This is a genomic window from Halopseudomonas formosensis (assembly GCF_900115905.1).
GTDB classification, from domain to species: Bacteria; Pseudomonadota; Gammaproteobacteria; order Pseudomonadales; family Pseudomonadaceae; genus Halopseudomonas; species Halopseudomonas formosensis.
On the sequence record NZ_FOYD01000008.1, the window covers coordinates 1 to 18,330 of the forward strand.

Genomic DNA, 18,330 nt, shown 5'->3' on the forward strand with positions numbered 1-18,330 from the left:
GATGGTAGTGTGGGGCTTCCCCATGTGAGAGTAGGTCATCGTCAAGCACCAAATAGAAAACCCCGATCTGGAAACAGGTCGGGGTTTTTTCTTTGTCGATTCGACGCGTGCGGCTTATGTTTTATCGTTTTAGATGCTAAGCAAAACGGTATAAGGTAGATATTGTTATAAGAAGGTGCCTTCGTTATGCTCTTCCTTCAGTTGAATCATGCTGTTGCCAGCACTTGGAGGAATATTTATGACAAGTCGTCTTTCCCTGTTCAAGCGAGCCAGCCGCTGGGGTGGAGCCCTGATGCTGAGTGCTGGTCTGTCGATGGGGCAAGCCCAGGCGGCTGATCAGGAGCTGCTCAATTCCTCCTATGATATTGCCCGTGAGCTGTTCTCTGCCTACAACGAACTGTTCGTGGAGAACTGGAAAGAACAGACCGGCAAGAGCGTGGAGATCAAGCAGTCCCATGCTGGCTCCTCCCGTCAGGCTCAGGCCATCATTCAGGGCCTGCGGGCCGATGTGGTGACCTACAACCAGGTGACCGACGTGGACATCCTCCACGAGCGCGGCAACCTGATCCCGGAAGACTGGCGTGACCGTCTGCCCAATGCCAGCTCGCCCTACTATTCGACCATGGCATTCCTGGTGCGCAAGGGTAACCCGAAAAACATCCAGAACTGGGACGACCTGGCACGTGATGACGTGAGCTCGGTACTGCCCAACCCCAAGACCTCGGGTAATGGCCGTTACAGCTACCTGGCAGCCCTGGCCTACGCTCAGAAGGCCTTTGGCGAGGATAAGGCTGCCATCGACAACTACCTGCGTACCTTCCTCGGCAACGTGGCTGTATTCGACACCGGCGGTCGCGGTGCCACCACCACCTTCATCGAGCGCGGTATCGGTGATGTATTGCTGACCTTCGAATCCGAGGTCAACAACATTGCCGCCGAGAACCCGGACTATGAGGTAGTGGTACCCAAGATCAGCTTCCTGGCTGAATTCCCGGTTACCTGGGTGGATCGCAGCGTCAAGCACAACGGTACCGAGGAGCTGGCCAAGGCCTACCTTGAAGGTCTGTACACCGAGGAGGCCCAGCGTCTGATCGCCGGCTTCTACTACCGGGTGCATGATGAGAAGGTCAAGACCGAGTTTGCTGACCGTTTCCCGGAGCTGGAACTGGTGTCCGTCGAGCAGATCGGTGGCAGCTGGGAGAACGTGATGAAGGAACATTTCGCCAGCGGTGGTAAACTTGACCAACTCCAACGTCGGTAATTAGCCTTCCTCAGATGAATCGATCTTTATCCGGCCTGTTGCCAGGCCGTTCCAGCCAACCCGGCAAGCGTGTCTTGCCGGGTTTTGCTTTGAGCCTCGGTATTTCGCTGTTCTTCATCAGTGTGGTACTCATCCTGCCGGTCACCGGCCTTATCGCTCATACAGCGGGGATGGGTTGGGACCAGTACTGGGCCGTCATCACCGACGAGCGGGTGGTCGCTTCCTACAAGGTCACCCTGTGGACCGCCGCGCTGGCCTCGGTGATCAATGCCCTGGTGGGGCTGCTGCTGGCATGGGTGCTGGTGCGCTACGAGTTTCCCGGCAAGCGCATCATGGACGCGCTGGTAGACCTGCCCTTCGCGCTGCCCACGGCGGTGGCCGGCATCACACTGGCCGCGCTCTTTGCTCAGGATGGCTGGTATGGCCAGTACTTTGATCTGCTTGGTATCAAGGTATCCTTTACGCCGCTGGGTATCATCGTGGCCATGTCCTTCACCAGCCTGCCATTCGTGGTGCGCACGGTGCAGCCGGTGCTCGAGGATCAGGCCCCGGAGGACGAGGAGGCGGCCGTCAGCCTGGGTGCATCCGATTGGACGGTATTCCGGCGCATCCTCTTTCCTGCTATCTGGCCGGCGCTGCTGACCGGCATCGGCCTGTCCTTTTGCCGGAGCCTGGGTGAATTCGGCGCGATCATCTTCATTGCCGGGAACATGCCCTACGTCAGCGAAATCACCAGCCTGATGATCTTCGTGCGGCTGCAGGAGTTCGACCATGCCGCGGCCAGCGCCATTGCCTCCGTGGTGCTGATGGCGTCGCTGTTGCTGCTGCTGGCGATCAACCTCTGGCAGGCGCGTTATCTGCGCCGGTTGCACGGGAGATAATCATGCAGCAACGTCGAACAATGCGTGCCGGCGATCAGCCGCTGGTGAAATGGACGCTGATCGGTCTGGCCATCATCACTACGCTGCTGATGCTGGTAATTCCGCTGGTGCTGATTTTTGATATGGCGTTTTCCGCCGGTGCCGGCAACTACTGGGACAATCTGACCAACCAGTACACCCGACATGCCATCGGCCTGACGCTGCTGGTGGCAGCGCTCACGGTGCCGATCAATCTGGTGTTCGGGGTGTTCCTCGCCTGGCTGGTAACCCGCTTCGAGTTTCCCGGGCGCAAGGCGCTGATCACGCTGATCGACATTCCCTTTGCCGTCTCGCCCGTTGTGGCCGGATTGCTCTATCTGCTGCTGTACGGCAGCAACGGCTGGATCGGCAGTTGGTTGATGGACAACGAGGTGCAGCTGATGTTTGCCTGGCCGGGCATCGTCATGGTCACGGTATTTGTTACCTGCCCCTTCGTGGCGCGGGAGCTTATCCCGCTGATGCAGCAGCAGGGCCGCGAGGAGGAAGAGGCCGGGGTGGTACTGGGTGCCACCGGCTGGCAGCTGTTCCGGCGTATCACCCTGCCCAACATCCAGTGGGCACTTCTATACGGCGTGGTGCTGACCAATGCGCGTGCGGTCGGTGAGTTCGGTGCGGTCTCGGTGGTGTCGGGCAATATCCGCGGTGAGACCAATACCCTGTCGCTGCACATCGAGCTGCTGTACCAGGATTACAACGTGGTGGGTTCCTTTGCCGCCGCCTCTCTGCTGGCCGGCATTGCCCTGATCACCATTGTCGTCAAGAGTTTTGTGGAGTGGCGCCAGGCCCGACAGCGTGCCCCCCTGGCTGAATTATCGGATGGTCGCTGATGAGTATTTCCATTGAAGGTATCACCAAGAACTTCGGTTCCTTTCAGGCGCTGAAGAACATCTCCCTCGAGATCCCGGATGGCCAGCTGGTGGGGTTGCTCGGGCCCTCAGGCTCAGGCAAGACGACCTTGCTGCGCATCATCGCCGGGCTCGAATCGGCTGATGAGGGGCGCATTCTGTTCCATGGCGAGGATGTCACCCGGCTGCACGTGCGCGAGCGGCGCGTTGGTTTCGTATTTCAGCATTACGCCCTGTTCCGCCACATGACGGTTGCGCAGAACGTGGCTTTCGGGCTGGATGTTCTGCCATCCCGCGAACGGCCGCCGGCCGCCGAAATACACAAGCGCGTGCAGATGCTGCTGGAAATGGTTCAGCTCGGACATCTGGCCGACCGGTACCCGGCGCAGCTGTCGGGCGGACAGAAGCAGCGTATTGCCCTGGCTCGGGCGCTGTCCATGAAGCCGCAGATACTGCTGCTGGACGAGCCTTTCGGCGCGCTGGACGCCAAGGTGCGCAAGGATCTGCGCCGCTGGCTGCGTACCCTGCATGAGGAATTCCATTTCACCAGCGTGTTCGTGACCCATGATCAGGAGGAGGCACTGGAGCTCTCCGATCAGGTCGCGGTCATGAGTGCGGGCAAGATCGAGCAGGTGGACACCCCGCAGAAACTGTATGCCCAACCTTCCAGTCGCTTCGTGTTCGACTTTCTGGGTCAGGTCAACGTATTCCGCGGCGAAAGATCGGACAGCACGTTGCGCCAGGGGGATGCCTGGGTTCGCTTGCCGGACGCAGCCGGCGCCACCAGCCTGCAGCTGTACATGCGCTCCCACGAGGTGCGATTGCAGACGACTCCCGCCGCACACGCCCATCTTCCGCTGCGCATCGAATCGGTCAGTCTGGTCGGCGCAGAGGTTCGGCTGGAGCTGTCCCCGGTTGGCTGGTCCAGTGAAGAACCCTGGGAGGTGGGCATCACCCACGCCCAGTTCAATACCTGGCAGCCCCAGCGTGGCGACCAATGCTTCGCTGTGCCGCAGGTCGCCCACCTTATCGAGGTCGATGCCCATACACCCCATACCCTTCGCTGGGAAGCGGGGGAGATGGACGACCCCGCCGCGATGATATGAACCAGTCGTGATATTGGAATGTCATCGGGATGACATTATTTTTTCCGGTGCTACCATGGCAGGGCGCTCTTTTTCGGTGCGTTGCAAGGGGGCTGTCATGGGGACGGCCACAAAGGAGTTTTTGGAGCAAATGCATGATGCGTAAATCTTTGTTGGCGGTACTGGTTTCCGGGTTGATGGTGACGGGAGTACAGGCGGCGGATAATCAGGTCAACGGTTATCTGTTTGGTAATATCGGTCAGGCTGAAGCTGATAAACCGGGATTTATAAAAGATCTCGATGCTGAAGCAGCAGCCTTCGCTGACGACTTTGGCTTTGGGTTCCGATCATCCTGGGATGACAAGGATACTGCCTTCAAGATCGGTGCCGGTATTCAGTTAAATCAGCATATCGCGGTCGAGTTTCAATATATCGACCTTGGGACTCCTGAGTACAAGGCTTCCATCACCGACGGGGTTGATACCATGAGCCTGAAAATGACGGGTAAAACCGATGGCTACGGCATGAACCTGGTTGGCTCGCTGCCTTTTGATCGCTTCAAGCTTTTCGGCAAGGTGGGTTATCACAAGTTGGAAACTGAAGCTTCTCTGAAAGTTACTGATGGCGGTTTTTCAATGAAGGAAAGTGACTCCGAGAAGGAATGGGTCACTTCGTACGGCATAGGTGCTTCCTACGCATTTACTCCCCAGGTTGAGCTGGCGGCCGAGATTGAGCGCTATCAGGACGTGGCTGACGAATACGATGTAGACTTCGCCTCCATCGGCCTGCGCTACAACTTCTGATGTCCAGCAGCCCGGGTGCGCGCCCGGGCTGTCTTATCATCCGGCCCCCGGCTACCGCGCTGGCGGTCGAAATTCCCCCAATACGTTCCCCCTTTGCTCTATAATCGCGCGTTTGCGTAATGCCCGGCCCCTGCGCCGGACCGATTGAGGGCCAATCATCGTGATCAAGACGCCGTATTACCTGATCGACAAGAGCAAGCTGCTGCGCAACATGGAGAAAATCGCCTATCTGCGCGAGCACTCCGGGGCCAGGGCGCTGCTCGCTCTCAAATGCTTTGCCACCTGGTCGGTGTTTGATCTGATGAGCCGGTACATGGACGGCACCACCTCGTCCTCCCTGTACGAGGTCAAGCTGGGCAAGCGCAAGTTCGGCGGGGAAACCCATGCCTACAGCGTCGCCTATGCCGACGATGAGATAGAAGAAGTGCTGGCTCACTCGGACAAGATCATCTTCAACTCCATCGGTCAGCTGCAGCGCTTTGCGGACGCCTCTGCCAACCATGTGCGTGGCCTGCGCCTCAATCCCCAGGTCAGCAGTTCCGACTGGCTGATTGCCGACCCGGCACGACCGTTCAGCCGTCTGGGCGAGTGGGATGCTGACAAGGTCGAACAGGTGATGCCTCTGATCTCCGGCTTCATGATCCACAACAACTGCGAGAACAGTGATTTCGACCTGTTCGACAGCATGCTGCAGAAGATCGAGGAGCGCTTCGGCTCGCTGCTGGAGCGAGTCGAGTGGGTGAGTCTGGGTGGTGGTATCCACTTCACCGGCGAAGGCTATCCGCTGGATCGCCTCTGTGTCCGTCTCAAGGCCTTTGCCGAGAGATACGGTGTACAGGTCTATCTGGAGCCGGGTGAAGCGGCGATCACCAACAGCACCTCGCTGGAAGTGACGGTGCTGGATACGCTGTACAACGGCAAACAGCTGGCAATTGTCGACAGCTCCATCGAGGCTCACATGCTGGACCTGCTGATCTATCGCGAGTCGGCGAAGATGGCCCCCTGCGATGGTCCCCATGAATACATGGTGTGCGGCAAGTCCTGCCTGGCCGGGGATATCTTCGGCGAGTTTCGGTTTGACCAGGAACTGCAAGTGGGTGACCGTCTGTCATTCATTGATGCAGCTGGTTACACCATGGTCAAGAAGAACTGGTTCAACGGTGTGAAGATGCCATCCATTGCCGTACGCCACCTCAACGGAGAAGTTGAGCTGGTACGCGAGTTTGGCTACGACGACTTTGAAAGCGGCCTCTCCTGAGGTCATGGTCCCCAAGCCCAAGGAGGCGTATAGAGGAAAAGTAATGAAAAGAAACGTTCTGATTATTGGTGCCGGAGGGGTTGCCCAGGTGGTGGCGCACAAGTGCGCTCAGCACAACGACATACTGGGTAACATCCACATCGCCTCACGTACTGTCGAGAAGTGTCAGAAGATCGTCGACAGCGTACGGGAAAAGGGCAGCCTGAAAACTGCTGGTGAATTGCAGGCTCATGCCCTGGACGCGCTGGATATCGAAGCGACCAAGGCCCTGATCGCCGAGACACAGTCGCAGCTGGTCATCAACGTCGGATCGCCTTTCATTAACATGTCGGTCTTGCAGGCCTGTATCGAGACCGGCGCGGCCTACCTCGATACTGCCATCCACGAGGACCCGGACAAGATCTGCGAAACCCCGCCGTGGTACGCCAACTACGAGTGGAAGCGCCGGGAGCTCTGCGAAGAGAACAAGGTGACGGCCATTCTCGGTGTGGGCTTCGACCCGGGCGTGGTCAACGCCTATGCGGCGTTGGGCATGGAATATTTCGACAGCGTCAGTGATATCGACATCATCGACATCAACGCCGGTGATCATGGGCACTATTTTGCTACCAACTTCGACCCGGAGATCAATTTCCGCGAATTTACCGGTCGTGTCTGGAGCTGGCAGAACCGCCAGTGGGTGCAGAACAAGATGTTCGAGATCAAGCGCACCGATGATCTGCCGGTGGTGGGCAAGCGTACCAGCTACATGACAGGTCACGACGAGCTGCACTCGCTGTCCAAGAACCTGGATGTACCCAACATCCGCTTCTGGATGGGCTTCGGCGACCACTACATCAACGTCTTCACCGTGCTCAACAGCCTGGGGCTGCTTTCCGAGCAGCCGGTGACCACCGCTGAAGGTCTGGAAGTGGTGCCGCTGAAAGTGGTCAAGGCCGTGCTGCCCGATCCGGCCTCGCTGGCCCCGAACTATACCGGCAAGACCTGCATCGGTGACATTCTCAAGGGCAAGAAGGACGGCAAGGACAAGGAAATCTTCATCTACAACGTGGCCGACCACAAGGAAGCCTACGAGGAAGTGGGCAGCCAGGGTATTTCCTACACCGCCGGGGTTCCGCCGGTGGCTGCGGCCATCCTCATCGCCCAGGGCGTATGGGATGTGCAGAAGATGGTCAACGTCGAAGAGCTGGACTGCAAGCCCTTCATCAATCTGCTCAACGACATCGGTCTGCCGACCCGCATCAAGGACGAGGAGGGCGATCGCCCGCTGAGCTACTGAGCCCTGGCGCTCGTGTAACCTGAACAATCCCCGGCCTCGGCCGGGGATTGTCGTTTATGACTGTCAGTCCAGTCCCTGGGTTTCTGGCGTACATCCAGCAGATTGCCGTCAGCATCCGAGGCTCAGCCCAACCCGCGGATGTGCGGAAAAAACGGAGCAGGGGGATGGTCGGATTATTCACCGGCGGCCTGATGGGGTAATATCGACGACTTTCCGGGCAGGTAGCTGTCGCAACAAGGTTCTTTCACATGACGTCCCTATCCGTGGCGCCGACGCTGTCCGAGCGTCTGGCTGGTATTGCTGAGGTCGAGTGCGTGATTCCCGACATGAACGGAATTCCGCGCGGCAAGCTGGTCAACGCCCAGCCCTATCTGCAGGGACGGCGGGTCCAGATGGCCCACGGCGTACTGGTGCAGTGTCTGACCGGGGAGTACCCGGAGCCGCGCTACTACGGATACGATGACAGCGACTTCATCCTGCACAGCATTCCGGAGCAGGTGCATGTGACCCCCTGGACCGCCCAGCCCCGCGCCCTGGCGCTGTGCGAAGCATTGGAAATGGATGGAACGCCCTCGCGCCTGTCTTCCCGCAGCATGCTGCAGCGGGTGGTCGAGCGTTATCGGAGCCGTGGCTGGTTCCCCAAGGTGGCTACCGAAATCGAGTTCTACCTGTTCGAGCACAATCCCGATGTGCAGCAGGCGTTCCAGGCGCCGGTAGGACTGGATGGTCGTCGGGAGGTGGGCAATCAGGCCTTTGCTGCGGGTTCGGCGCATGCACTGCAGCCTTTCTTCACCGAGTTGAAGGAGGGTATGGCCGCGCTGGGCATTCCCTGTGAGGCGGTGATGCACGAGATGGGGTTGAGCCAGTACGAGGTCAATTTCATCCATGACGACCCGCTGCTGATTGCCGATCAGACCTTCCTGTTCAAGTTCATGCTCCATGAAATTGCCCTCAAACATGGACTGATTGCGGTCTGCATGGCCAAGCCGCTGTCGAAGATGCCAGGCTCTTCCATGCATATCCATCAGAGTGTGGTCGATGGGCAGGGACAGAACATCTTTACCAATCCCGATACCGGAGAGGCCAGCGAGCTGTTCGCGCATTACCTGGGCGGCCTGCAGGCCGGGCTCGGCGATCTGATCCTGCTGATGGCGCCCAACGTCAACTCTTATCAGCGTTACTGCCATGTCTATGCTTCGCCAAACAACCTGTGCTGGTCCCAGGACAACCGGCGTACCGGTCTGCGGGTGCCTTCCAGCGACCCTGCTGCCCGGCGGGTGGAGAATCGCGTACCCGGGGCCGATGCCAACCCCTACCTGGCGATTGCCGCCACCCTGTCCGCCGGACTGCACGGCATAGAGCGCCAGCTGCATCCCGATCTGCCTGCCCAGGGTGATTTCGAGGTCCCGGACGATCTGCGCCTGAGCTGCACCCTGCATCGGGCCATCCGCCGTCTGCAGGTCAGTGAAGTGGCCCGGGATTTCTTCACCCCCGAATTCATTGACGGCTACCTGGCCTGCAAGCAACTGGAGCTGGAGAGCTTTCTGGACGAGATCAGTCCGTGGGAGCGGCGATATCTGAGCCAGGTGTAGCTTTCAGGGGCAATGCCCCCACGACACACAATGTCGCAGGTTGCTGGTAGGCTGTGGAAAGCGCCCTGTCCATGGACTGAATCAACGGAGCCTCCATGTCACACACCCCGGATCTGACTCCCGGTCTGATGATCATCCACGGCAATCGCCTGGAAAGCCTGCGTGAGCTGGTCGTCGACTGGCTGCGCGCCCACCCGCTGGGGCCGCTGGAGAACGAGGTGATGCTGGTGCAGAGCAACGGCATCGCCCAGTGGCTGCAGATGGCGCTGGCGGCGGATCCGGAGCAGGGTGGCTGCGGCATTGCCGCGGCTCTGGATGTGCAGCTGCCGGCGCGTTTTCTCTGGGATGCCTACCGCAACGTGCTCGGTCGGGAAGCCGTGCCCGAGATGTCCCCGCTGGACAAGGAACCGCTGACCTGGCGTCTGATGCGGCTGCTGCCGGGCCTGCTGTCGCAGCCATCATTTGCTCCGCTGCAGCGGTTCCTCGCCGATGATGCGGATTGTCGCAAGCGCTATCAGCTGGCCCAGCGTCTGGCGGATCTTTTCGACCAGTATCAGGTGTACCGGGCCGACTGGCTGAACGACTGGGCTCAGGGGCAGGATCGCATAGGTCTGGCCAGGGAGGGCCTGCTGCCGCTGGAGGCGGAGTCCTGCTGGCAGCCTGCGCTCTGGCGGGCGGTGCTGGCGGATGTCGGTGCCGAGCGCCTGAGTGACAGCCGCGCCGGTATCCATCCGCGATTTGTCGAGCAGATGCTCGGCGCTGATCAACGTCCGGCGGGATTGCCCCGGCGGGTAGTGGTCTTCGGTATCTCCTCCCTGCCGGCCCAGACACTGGAGGCGCTGGCCGTCATGGGGCGTTTCAGTCAGGTACTGCTGGCGGTGCTCAACCCCTGCCAGTACCACTGGGGCGATATCGTTGCCGACCAGGACCTGCTGCGGCATCAGTATCGCCGCCAGCAGCGGCGCCCGGGGGTGCCGCTCGAGCTGGATGAGGCCTTGTTGCATCAGCATGCCCATCCGCTGCTGGCGGCCTGGGGCAAGCAGGGGCGTGACTATATCAACCTGCTTGACCAGCATGACGAGCGCGCCAGCTACGAAGCGCGGTTCGCGGCCATCAACGGCGGCCGGGTGGATCTGTTCGAGCCGCCCCCAGGTGACAGCCTGCTGCAGCAGCTGCAGCAGGACATCCTCGAATTGCGTCCCCTGGCCGAGACCCGGGAACGCTGGCCGCCGGTGTCGGCGGATGATGGCTCACTGCGTTTCCAGGTGGCCCACAGCGCCCAGCGGGAGGTGGAGATTCTGCACAACCAGCTGCTGGACGCCTTCGCCCGGGACCCGCAGCTGCGACCCAGGGATGTGATCGTCATGGTGCCGGACGTGAATACCTACGCGCCCCACGTGCAGGCGGTGTTCGGCCAGTACCCGACCGACGATCGCCGGCATATCCCCTTTACCCTCGCCGATCAGGGCCAGCGTGGTCGCGAGCCCGTGCTGATCGCCCTGGAGCACCTGCTGCGGCTGCCGGACAGCCGCCTCAGCGTGAGCGAGGTGCTGGACCTGCTGGATGTGCCGGCCGTGCGGCATCGACTGCAGCTCACCGAAGCCGACCTGCCGGTGCTGCAGCGCTGGATTCGTGGGGCCGGCGTGCGCTGGGGCCTGGACCAGCAGCGGCGGGCCGCCCGGGGGTTGCCGGCCGGGCTGGAAGCCAACAGCTGGCGCTTCGGCTTGCGGCGCATGCTGCTGGGCTATGTCAGCGGGGATGCTCCCGCCTGGCAGGGCGTGGAGCCCTATGACGAGGTCGGTGGGCTGGACGCGGCACTGGTCGGCCCGCTGGCGCAGCTGCTCGAGCGGCTGGATCGGCATGAACAGGTGCTGGGCGAGTCCCTGTCGCCGGCTCTGTGGGCCGAGCGCCTGCTGCGCCTGCTCGAGGACTTCTTCCTGGCCGAGAGCGAGCGGGACCAGTTGCTGCTGGCGCAGCTGCAGGAAGCGCTGGAGCACTGGCTCGAGCTCTGTGACTCGGTCGGGCTGGATGAGCCGCTGCCGCTGAACGTGGTGGCCGAAGCCTGGCTCTCGGCGGTCGGGCAGCCCTCGCTGAGTCAGCGCTTTCTGGCGGGGGCGGTCAACATCTGCACGCTGATGCCGATGCGCGCCATTCCCTTCCGCCATGTCTATCTGCTGGGCATGAATGACAGCGATTACCCGCGCGCCCAGCCGCCGCTGGATTTCGATCTGATGGCCCGCGACTATCGCCCCGGTGACCGCTCCCGGCGCGAGGATGACCGCTATCTGCTGCTGGAAGCACTGCTGTCGGCACGGGATGTACTGAGCATCAGCTGGGTCGGTCGCAGCATCCGCGACAACACCGAGCGTCCGCCCTCGGTGCTGGTCGGGCAGCTGCGCGATCATCTGGCGGCCGGCTGGCAGCTGGACGGCGGCGGCGACCTGCTGGCCGCGCTGACTACCGAACACCCCCTGCAACCCTTCAGTCGGCGCTACTTCGAGGGGCGCAGTGATCTGTTCAGCTATGCGGGTGAGTGGCGCCTGCTGCATCGGGCCGAGGCGGGTGAAGAGCAGGCGGATGTGCCGCTGGAGGAGTTGCTGCCGGACGCGCCCCTGGATGCCAGCCTGCTGCAGCGGTTTCTGCGCAATCCGGTGGAGCAGTTCTTCGCCTGGCGGTTGAAGGCCTTCCTGCGTGAGGAGCAAGACAGCATAGAGGACGACGAGCCCTTCGCCCTGGATGGGCTGGAAAGGTATCAGCTCAGCCAGTGGCTGCTCCAACAGGCTCTGGTTGACGGAGGGGCGACCTGGGAGCAGCAGCTGTCGCAGGCTGCCGCCCGCCTGCAGGCGCGGGGGCAACTGCCGCTGGCCGGCTTCGGCAGCCTGGCGCAGCAGGAGATTATCGGCCCGCTGCGCAAGCAGCTGGAGCGCTACAGCCTGCAGCGGCAGCAATGGGATCAGCCGCTGGAGCAGCCCCTGACACTGGCCTGTTCGGACGCTGTCATCCAGCTGACCGGTGCGCTGGGCCAGGTGCGCAGCTCATCCAGCCGTGACGGCCTGACCCGCCTGGTATTGACGCCCGGCAAGCTGCTGGATGCAAAGGGCAAGCTGCGCTGGTCGCGATTGATGGCTGACTGGTGCCTGCATGTGCTGGCGGCGGCCAGCGGTCATACGGTGCGCAGCTGTCTGGTGGGCGCCAATGGCACCGTCGAGATGGCACCGCTGGACCCGCAGCGGGCCGAAGAAATTGTCGTCGCCTGGCTGTCGGCCTGGCGCGAGGGTATGCGCCGGCCTCTGCCGGTTGCTCTGGAGACGGCATTCGCCTACCTCTGCGCCAGGGAAGATCAGGCCGAGCAGCGGGCCCGGGAGTGCTATCAGGGCTCGGGCTATTCCGTGGCCGAGGTGCAACGCAGCCCGGCGCTGCAGCGCACCCATGCCGACTTTGCCAGCCTCTGGGCAACCGGGGAGTTCGAGCACTGGGCGCGGCAGCTGTATCAACCGCTGGTTCAGGCCGGCCAGGACCGACTGCTTGAGTACAGCATGAGCGTGGAGGAGTCGGCATGAGCATGGAGCGACCACTGGCCCTGCGCTGTCCGCTGCGTGGCAGTCGCCTGATCGAAGCCAGCGCCGGCACCGGCAAGACCTTCACCATTTCCGCCCTCTATCTGCGCCTGGTCATCGGCCACGGTGGTGTGGACGGCTTCGTGCGGCCGCTGCTGCCCCCGGAAATTCTGGTAGTGACCTTCACCGACGCGGCTACCCAGGAGCTGCGTGACCGCATCCGCGCCCGTCTGGTCCAGGCGGCCAAGGCCTTCCGTGGCGAGCTGGAGGACCCAGACCCGATACTCTCGGGCCTGCTGCAGGACATGGATCCCGAGCAGCACGCCGCCTGCGCGCATCGACTGGAAATAGCCGGGCAATGGATGGATCAGGCGGCTGTCTCCACCATTCACAGCTGGTGCCAGCGCATGCTGCGCGAGCACGCCTTCGACAGCGGCAGCCTGTTCGAGCAGACGCTGGAGACTGATCAGAGCGAACTGCTGGCCGAGGTCGTGCGCGATTACTGGCGTACCCACTGCTACCCGTTGCAGGGCAGCGCGCTGGACTGGATCAACAGCCACTGGGGCCATCCGGACGAGCTGGCGCGGCGGGTGAGGGTATGGCTGGATACGGCGGGCAGTCCGGTCGAGCAGGACCTGCAGGCGCTGCTGGCCAGCCGTCTCGAACAGGCGCAGGAGCAGCTGGCGCAGATCCGCGAGCCCTGGGCCGATTGGCTGGACGAGCTGCAGACCTTTCTGGCCCAGGCCTGCGAGGCCGGCAGCTTCAATGGCAACAAGCTCAAGCCGACCATCTACGAGCCCCGTATCCAGCAGCTGCGGGCCTGGTGCGAAGGCCGTGGCACTCTGGATTTCAAGAAGGGCGAGCAGTTCAAGCGCTTTACCCACGAAGGGCTGCAGGATGCCTGCCGCAAGGGCGTCCAGCTGGAGCTGCCGGCGGGCGTCTGTGCTGCTCTGGACGCCATGGCTACCCTCGAACAGCGGCTGGCGCAGCTGCCGGATCCCGCGCAGGATGCGCTGGAGCATGCCGCCTGGTGGATCGGCCGCCGGCTGGAGCAGGAAAAACAGCGGCGTGCGCAGATGGGCTTCGACGACATGCTCAGCCGGCTGGATACCGCATTGCAGGGTGCCAACGGGCCGCGTCTGGCCGAGGTGATCCGTCAGCAGTTTCCGGTGGCCATGATCGACGAGTTCCAGGATACCGATCCGCTGCAGTACCGTATCTTCGACAGCATCTATCGGGTAGGACTCAACGATCCGGACAGCGCCCTGCTGCTGATCGGTGATCCCAAGCAGGCCATCTATTCCTTCCGCGGGGCCGACATCCATACCTATCTGCGCGCCCGCGATGCCACCCATGACCGGCACGAGAACCTGGATACCAACTTCCGCTCCAGCCAGCAGATGGTCAGCGCGGTGAACGGGGTGTTCAGACTGGCCGAGGAGCAATGGTCCGAGGGCGCCTTCCGTTTCCGCGACGGGCACGGCAATCCGCTGCCCTTTCTGCCGGTCCATGCCCGGGGGCGCCGGGAGATCTGGACCTGCGAGGGCCGTCCCGGCGCGGCCCTGACCGTGTGGCACCGCTCCGGTGAGCGGATATCGTCCGAAGATTACCGTCAGGACATGGCCCAGCGCTGCGCCAGTGTCATGGTCGCGCTGCTGCGCGGCGGCCAGGCCGGGCATACCGGCTTCATGGATGCGGAACAGCGGCTGGTGCCGGTACGTCCGGCGGACATGGCCGTGCTGGTGCGCACCGGCCGCGAGGCACAGATCATCCGCCAGGCTCTGGCGGAACGGGGGGTACGCAGCGTCTACCTGTCGGACAAGGACTCGGTACTGGCCACCCAGGAGGCGGCGGATGTGCTGCGCTGGCTGCGTGCCTGCGCCGAGCCGGGCAATGACCGACTGCTGCGCGCCGCCCTGGCCAGCGCAACCCTGGCGCTGAGCTGGACCGAGCTGGAACAGCTGAACCAGGACGAACGCCGCTGGGAGCGCTGGGTGGAGCAGTTCCGCGAGTATCGCCAGTGCTGGATGCGCCAGGGCGTACTGCCCATGCTGCACCGGCTGCTGCACGAGTTCCGCCTGCCGGCCAGGCTGGTGCAGCGCGGTGATGGGGAAAGGCGGTTGACCAACCTGCTGCATCTGGCCGAGCTGCTGCAGCAGGCTGCCCGCGAGCTGGACGGCGAGCAGGCGCTGATCCGCTACCTGAGCGAGGCCATCCAGCGGGCGCTGGATGGCGCCGGGGGCGATGAACAGATACTGCGCCTGGAAAGCGACGCGGATCTGGTCAAGGTGGTGACCATTCACAAGTCCAAGGGCCTGGAATACCCGCTGGTATTCCTGCCCTTCATCGCCGGCAGCCGACCCGTGCGTGCCGGTGAACCGGTGCGCCTGCAGCAGGGCGGGCGGCCCCGCTGGGTGCTGGAGCCTGACAGCGAGCAACTGCAGCAGGCGGACCGGGAACGCATGGGCGAGGATCTGCGACTGCTCTATGTGGCCCTGACCCGAGCCCAGCATGCCTGCTGGCTGGGGCTGGCCGATCTGCGCCGGGGCCAGGCCAGGGATTCGGTGCTGCATGAAAGTGCCATCGCCTGGTTGCTCGGCGGAGGCGAGCAACTGCAGGAGCCGGAAGGCCTGGCGCGCTGGCTGGCCGCCTGGCAGCAGATTGACGGCATCAATGTGGTAGCCGCCCCCGAGCCGGATGATCAGCACTATCAGCCCGTGCAGGCCGAACAGGTTGAGCTGCATGAGCGTACACCGGCCCACGCTCCCTTCGAGCACTGGTGGATCAGCTCCTACAGCGCCTTGGCCATAGGTGGAGAAACCCCGGACTCGCCCCTGTCCGCGCAGATGGGCGACGACGAGCGCCGGGCGCAGTTTTTGCCGCTGCGGGCGGGGGAGACGCCGAGCATTCACCGCTTCCCCCGGGGCCCGCAGCCGGGCACCTTCCTCCACGGGCTGCTCGAGCTGGCGGGGGCCGAGGGCTTCGAGCGCTTCGCCGATCCCCAGCTGTGCCGGGAGCGGCTGCGACCACGTTGCCAGAGGCGCGGCTGGGGTGACTGGAGCGAGTGTCTGGCGGATTGGCTGAGTGCACTGATTGCCCGTCCCGGACTGGTGCCCGGCACCGCGCTGGCGCTGGCTGATCTGCGGCCGGGGCAATATCAGGTGGAGATGGAATTTCTGTTCAGTGCCCGGCGGGTGAAGGTGCAGCAGGTGGATGAGCTGGTGTGCAGTGCGACCCTGGCAGGACAACCCCGGGCCGCGCTGGTCGCGGATCGGCTCAACGGCCTGTTCAAGGGCTTCATCGATCTGGTGTTCGAGCACGAAGGGCGCTATTACGTGGTCGACTACAAATCCAACTGGCTGGGGGCCGACGCGACGGCCTATACCCAGGACGCCATGACCGCCGCGGTGCTCGAACACCGCTATGACCTGCAGTACGTGTTCTACCTGCTGGCGCTGCACCGCCAGTTGCGCGCCAGACTGCCGGACTACGACTATGACCGCCATGTCGGCGGCGCGCTCTACTGGTTCATCCGCGGCAGCGGCGGGCAAGGCACCGGGCTGTGGCACGATCGTCCACCCAGGGCGCTGATCGAGGCGCTGGACCGGCTGTTCACCGGCCAGGCGCAGGTGGAGGTGCAATCATGACGCGCAGTGATCTGCCGGCCGGGCAGCAACTGGATCTGCTCGATGCCGTGGCCGCCGAGCCGCCGCAGTTGACTCTGGATCAGCTGCTGCATCAGCTGCAGCAGTGGGTCGAGGTGGGCTGGCTGCGGGCGCTGGATCGAGCGCTGGTACTCTTTCTGCTGGACAGCCAGCCGGATACCCATCCGCTGGTGCTGCTGGCCGCAGCCCTGACCAGCCATCAGCTGGGCCATGGGCACGTCTGCCTGGACCTGGCCGCCACCCTGGACAGCCCCGACCTGAGCCTGTCACTGCCCCCGGAGGGCCAGCAGGCCGGGCGGGACGTCCTGCTGCCCTCGGACCTGCTGCAAGGCGTCGAGGCCGACCACTGGTGCCGACAGCTGGCCGCAAGCCCGCTGGTCGATGCGCAGGCCGCCGAGCAGGGCGAGCGGCCGCTGGTATTGCAGGGGCGGCGCCTGTACCTGCGTCGCTACTGGCGCTATGAACGCCAGGTGGCGAGCATTCTGCGTCAACGTCTGGCGACCAGACTGCCGCTGCCCCAGGGTCTGCCGGAACAGCTGCAGCGCCTGTTTGCCGACAGCACCCAGCAGCCGGACTGGCAGCGCCTGGCCTGTGCCCTGGCCGCCCGAGGTGCGTTCAGCATCATCACCGGTGGCCCGGGTACCGGCAAGACCACCACGGTAGTACGTCTGCTGGCGCTGCTGCAGGCGCCGGCGGTGGCTGCCGGGCAACCGCTGCGTATCCATCTGGCGGCTCCCACCGGCAAGGCGGCAGCGCGGCTGACCGAGTCCATCGGGCGGCAGGTCGGTGATCTGCAGGTGGACGAGGCAGTGCGTGCGCAGATCCCCCGCCAGGTCACCACGCTGCACCGGCTGCTCGGCAGCCTGCCGGATACCCGCCATTTCCGCCACCATGCGGGCAATCCCCTGTTGCTGGATGTGCTGGTGGTGGACGAGGCCTCGATGATCGACCTGGAGATGATGGCCTGTCTGCTTGACGCGCTGCCGCCCCGGGCGCGGTTGATACTGCTCGGGGACAAGGATCAGCTGGCCTCGGTGGAAGCCGGGGCCGTGCTCGGTGATCTGTGCCGTGATGCCGAAGCGGGCTGCTACAGCCCGAACACCCTCCAGTGGCTGGAGCAGGTCAGCGGCCAGTCGCTGGCCGGGGCCGGCCTGCAGGAAGGCGATGAGCAGCGCCAGCCTCTGGCCCAGCAGACGGTGATGCTGCGCTACTCCCACAGGTTCGGCGCCGGCAGCGGTATCGGCCGGCTGGCCCGGGCAGTAAACCGGCTGGACCCGCAGCAGGCCCGAGCGGTGCTGGCGGACTCCGGGTTTGCCGATGTGGGTTCGCGTCTGGTGCAGGGGCAGGGTGATGCTGGCTGGGCCGATCTGATACTGGGGGAAGGGCGTCAGCCCGGCTATACGGCCTATCTGCAGGAGCTGCGCCAGCGCCCGGCAGACTCCCTCGAGGCGACGGACCCTGAATGGGAGTGCTGGGCACAGCGGGTGCTGGCGGCTTTCGATCGGTTCCAGGTGCTCTGCGCGGTGCGCAAGGGTCCCTGGGGCGTGGAGCAGCTCAACCAACAGATCGCTGCCTTGCTGCACCGGCGCGGCTGGCTGCCCGAGCCGGTGGGCTGGTACGAGGGGCGCCCGGTGCTGGTCACCCGCAACGACTATTCCCTCGGCCTGATGAATGGGGACATCGGGATCGCCCTGAGGATCAGGGAGCCGGCGCTGCAGCCGGGGGAGCGCGAGCGCATGGTGCTGCGGGTGGCCTTTCCCCGTACCGATGGCTCCGGCGGAGTGCGCTTCGTGCTGCCCAGCCGTCTGACCGCCGTGGAGTCGGTATTCGCCATGACGGTGCACAAGTCCCAGGGCTCGGAGTTCGCCCACGCGCTGCTGGTGCTGCCGGACAGCCGCAGCCCGCTGCTGACCAAGGAGCTGGTCTACACCGCCATCACCCGGGCCAGCGGGCACTTCACACTGGTGGAAACCCGCAGCGGCATCTTCGAGGCGGCGGTGACCCAGCCAGTGCAGCGTATCAGTGGTCTGGCGCTGGAGTGGGGCTGACTTGCCGGCGACTTTTC

Annotated in this window: 11 protein-coding genes; all 11 read left to right on the forward strand. The window is 63.5% G+C overall.

The features are described from left to right. Nucleotides 1–238: 238 nt before the first annotated feature. A complete protein-coding gene (gene cysP / locus BM046_RS11410) occupies nucleotides 239–1,261 on the forward strand; it encodes a thiosulfate ABC transporter substrate-binding protein CysP (RefSeq protein ID WP_407920442.1) in 1,023 nt (340 codons plus the stop codon). A 14-nt stretch (nucleotides 1,262–1,275) separates the two neighbouring features. Beyond that, nucleotides 1,276–2,142 (forward strand): sulfate ABC transporter permease subunit CysT, encoded by an 867-nt coding sequence (gene cysT, locus BM046_RS11415; RefSeq protein WP_090539613.1) that lies wholly within the window; start codon nucleotides 1,276–1,278, stop codon nucleotides 2,140–2,142. A 2-nt stretch (nucleotides 2,143–2,144) separates the two neighbouring features. Beyond that, nucleotides 2,145–3,008 (forward strand): sulfate ABC transporter permease subunit CysW, encoded by an 864-nt coding sequence (cysW, locus tag BM046_RS11420; protein ID WP_090539615.1) that lies wholly within the window; start codon nucleotides 2,145–2,147, stop codon nucleotides 3,006–3,008. Further along, complete coding sequence (locus tag BM046_RS11425; protein ID WP_090539617.1) at nucleotides 3,008–4,132, forward strand: sulfate/molybdate ABC transporter ATP-binding protein; 1,125 nt, start codon at nucleotides 3,008–3,010, stop codon at nucleotides 4,130–4,132. Before cysW ends, BM046_RS11425 begins: the two co-directional genes overlap by 1 nt. Before the next feature lie 134 nt (nucleotides 4,133–4,266). Beyond that, entirely contained in the window at nucleotides 4,267–4,914 is a 648-nt protein-coding gene (locus BM046_RS11430; protein WP_177197848.1) for a porin family protein, read from the forward strand. 160 nt (nucleotides 4,915–5,074) lie between these two features. Continuing rightward, nucleotides 5,075–6,172, forward strand: a complete 1,098-nt coding sequence (gene nspC, locus BM046_RS11435; RefSeq protein WP_090539621.1) for a carboxynorspermidine decarboxylase — start codon at nucleotides 5,075–5,077, stop codon at nucleotides 6,170–6,172. Between the two features lie 43 nt (nucleotides 6,173–6,215). Next, nucleotides 6,216–7,451 (forward strand): saccharopine dehydrogenase family protein, encoded by a 1,236-nt coding sequence (locus tag BM046_RS11440; protein WP_090539623.1) that lies wholly within the window; start codon nucleotides 6,216–6,218, stop codon nucleotides 7,449–7,451. A 248-nt stretch (nucleotides 7,452–7,699) separates the two neighbouring features. Continuing rightward, entirely contained in the window at nucleotides 7,700–9,043 is a 1,344-nt protein-coding gene (locus BM046_RS11445) for a glutamine synthetase family protein (protein WP_090539625.1), read from the forward strand. Between the two features lie 95 nt (nucleotides 9,044–9,138). Continuing rightward, nucleotides 9,139–12,603, forward strand: a complete 3,465-nt coding sequence (gene recC / locus BM046_RS11450; RefSeq protein ID WP_090539627.1) for an exodeoxyribonuclease V subunit gamma — start codon at nucleotides 9,139–9,141, stop codon at nucleotides 12,601–12,603. Then, nucleotides 12,600–16,247, forward strand: a complete 3,648-nt coding sequence (gene recB, locus BM046_RS11455; protein WP_090539629.1) for an exodeoxyribonuclease V subunit beta — start codon at nucleotides 12,600–12,602, stop codon at nucleotides 16,245–16,247. The genes recC and recB overlap by 4 nt, the downstream gene beginning before the upstream one ends. Next, nucleotides 16,244–18,313 carry an exodeoxyribonuclease V subunit alpha gene (gene recD / locus BM046_RS11460; protein WP_090539631.1) on the forward strand — a complete coding sequence of 690 codons (2,070 nt, stop codon included), beginning with the start codon at nucleotides 16,244–16,246 and terminating at the stop codon, nucleotides 18,311–18,313. The genes recB and recD overlap by 4 nt, the downstream gene beginning before the upstream one ends. The last annotated feature ends 17 nt before the right edge of the window (nucleotides 18,314–18,330 follow it).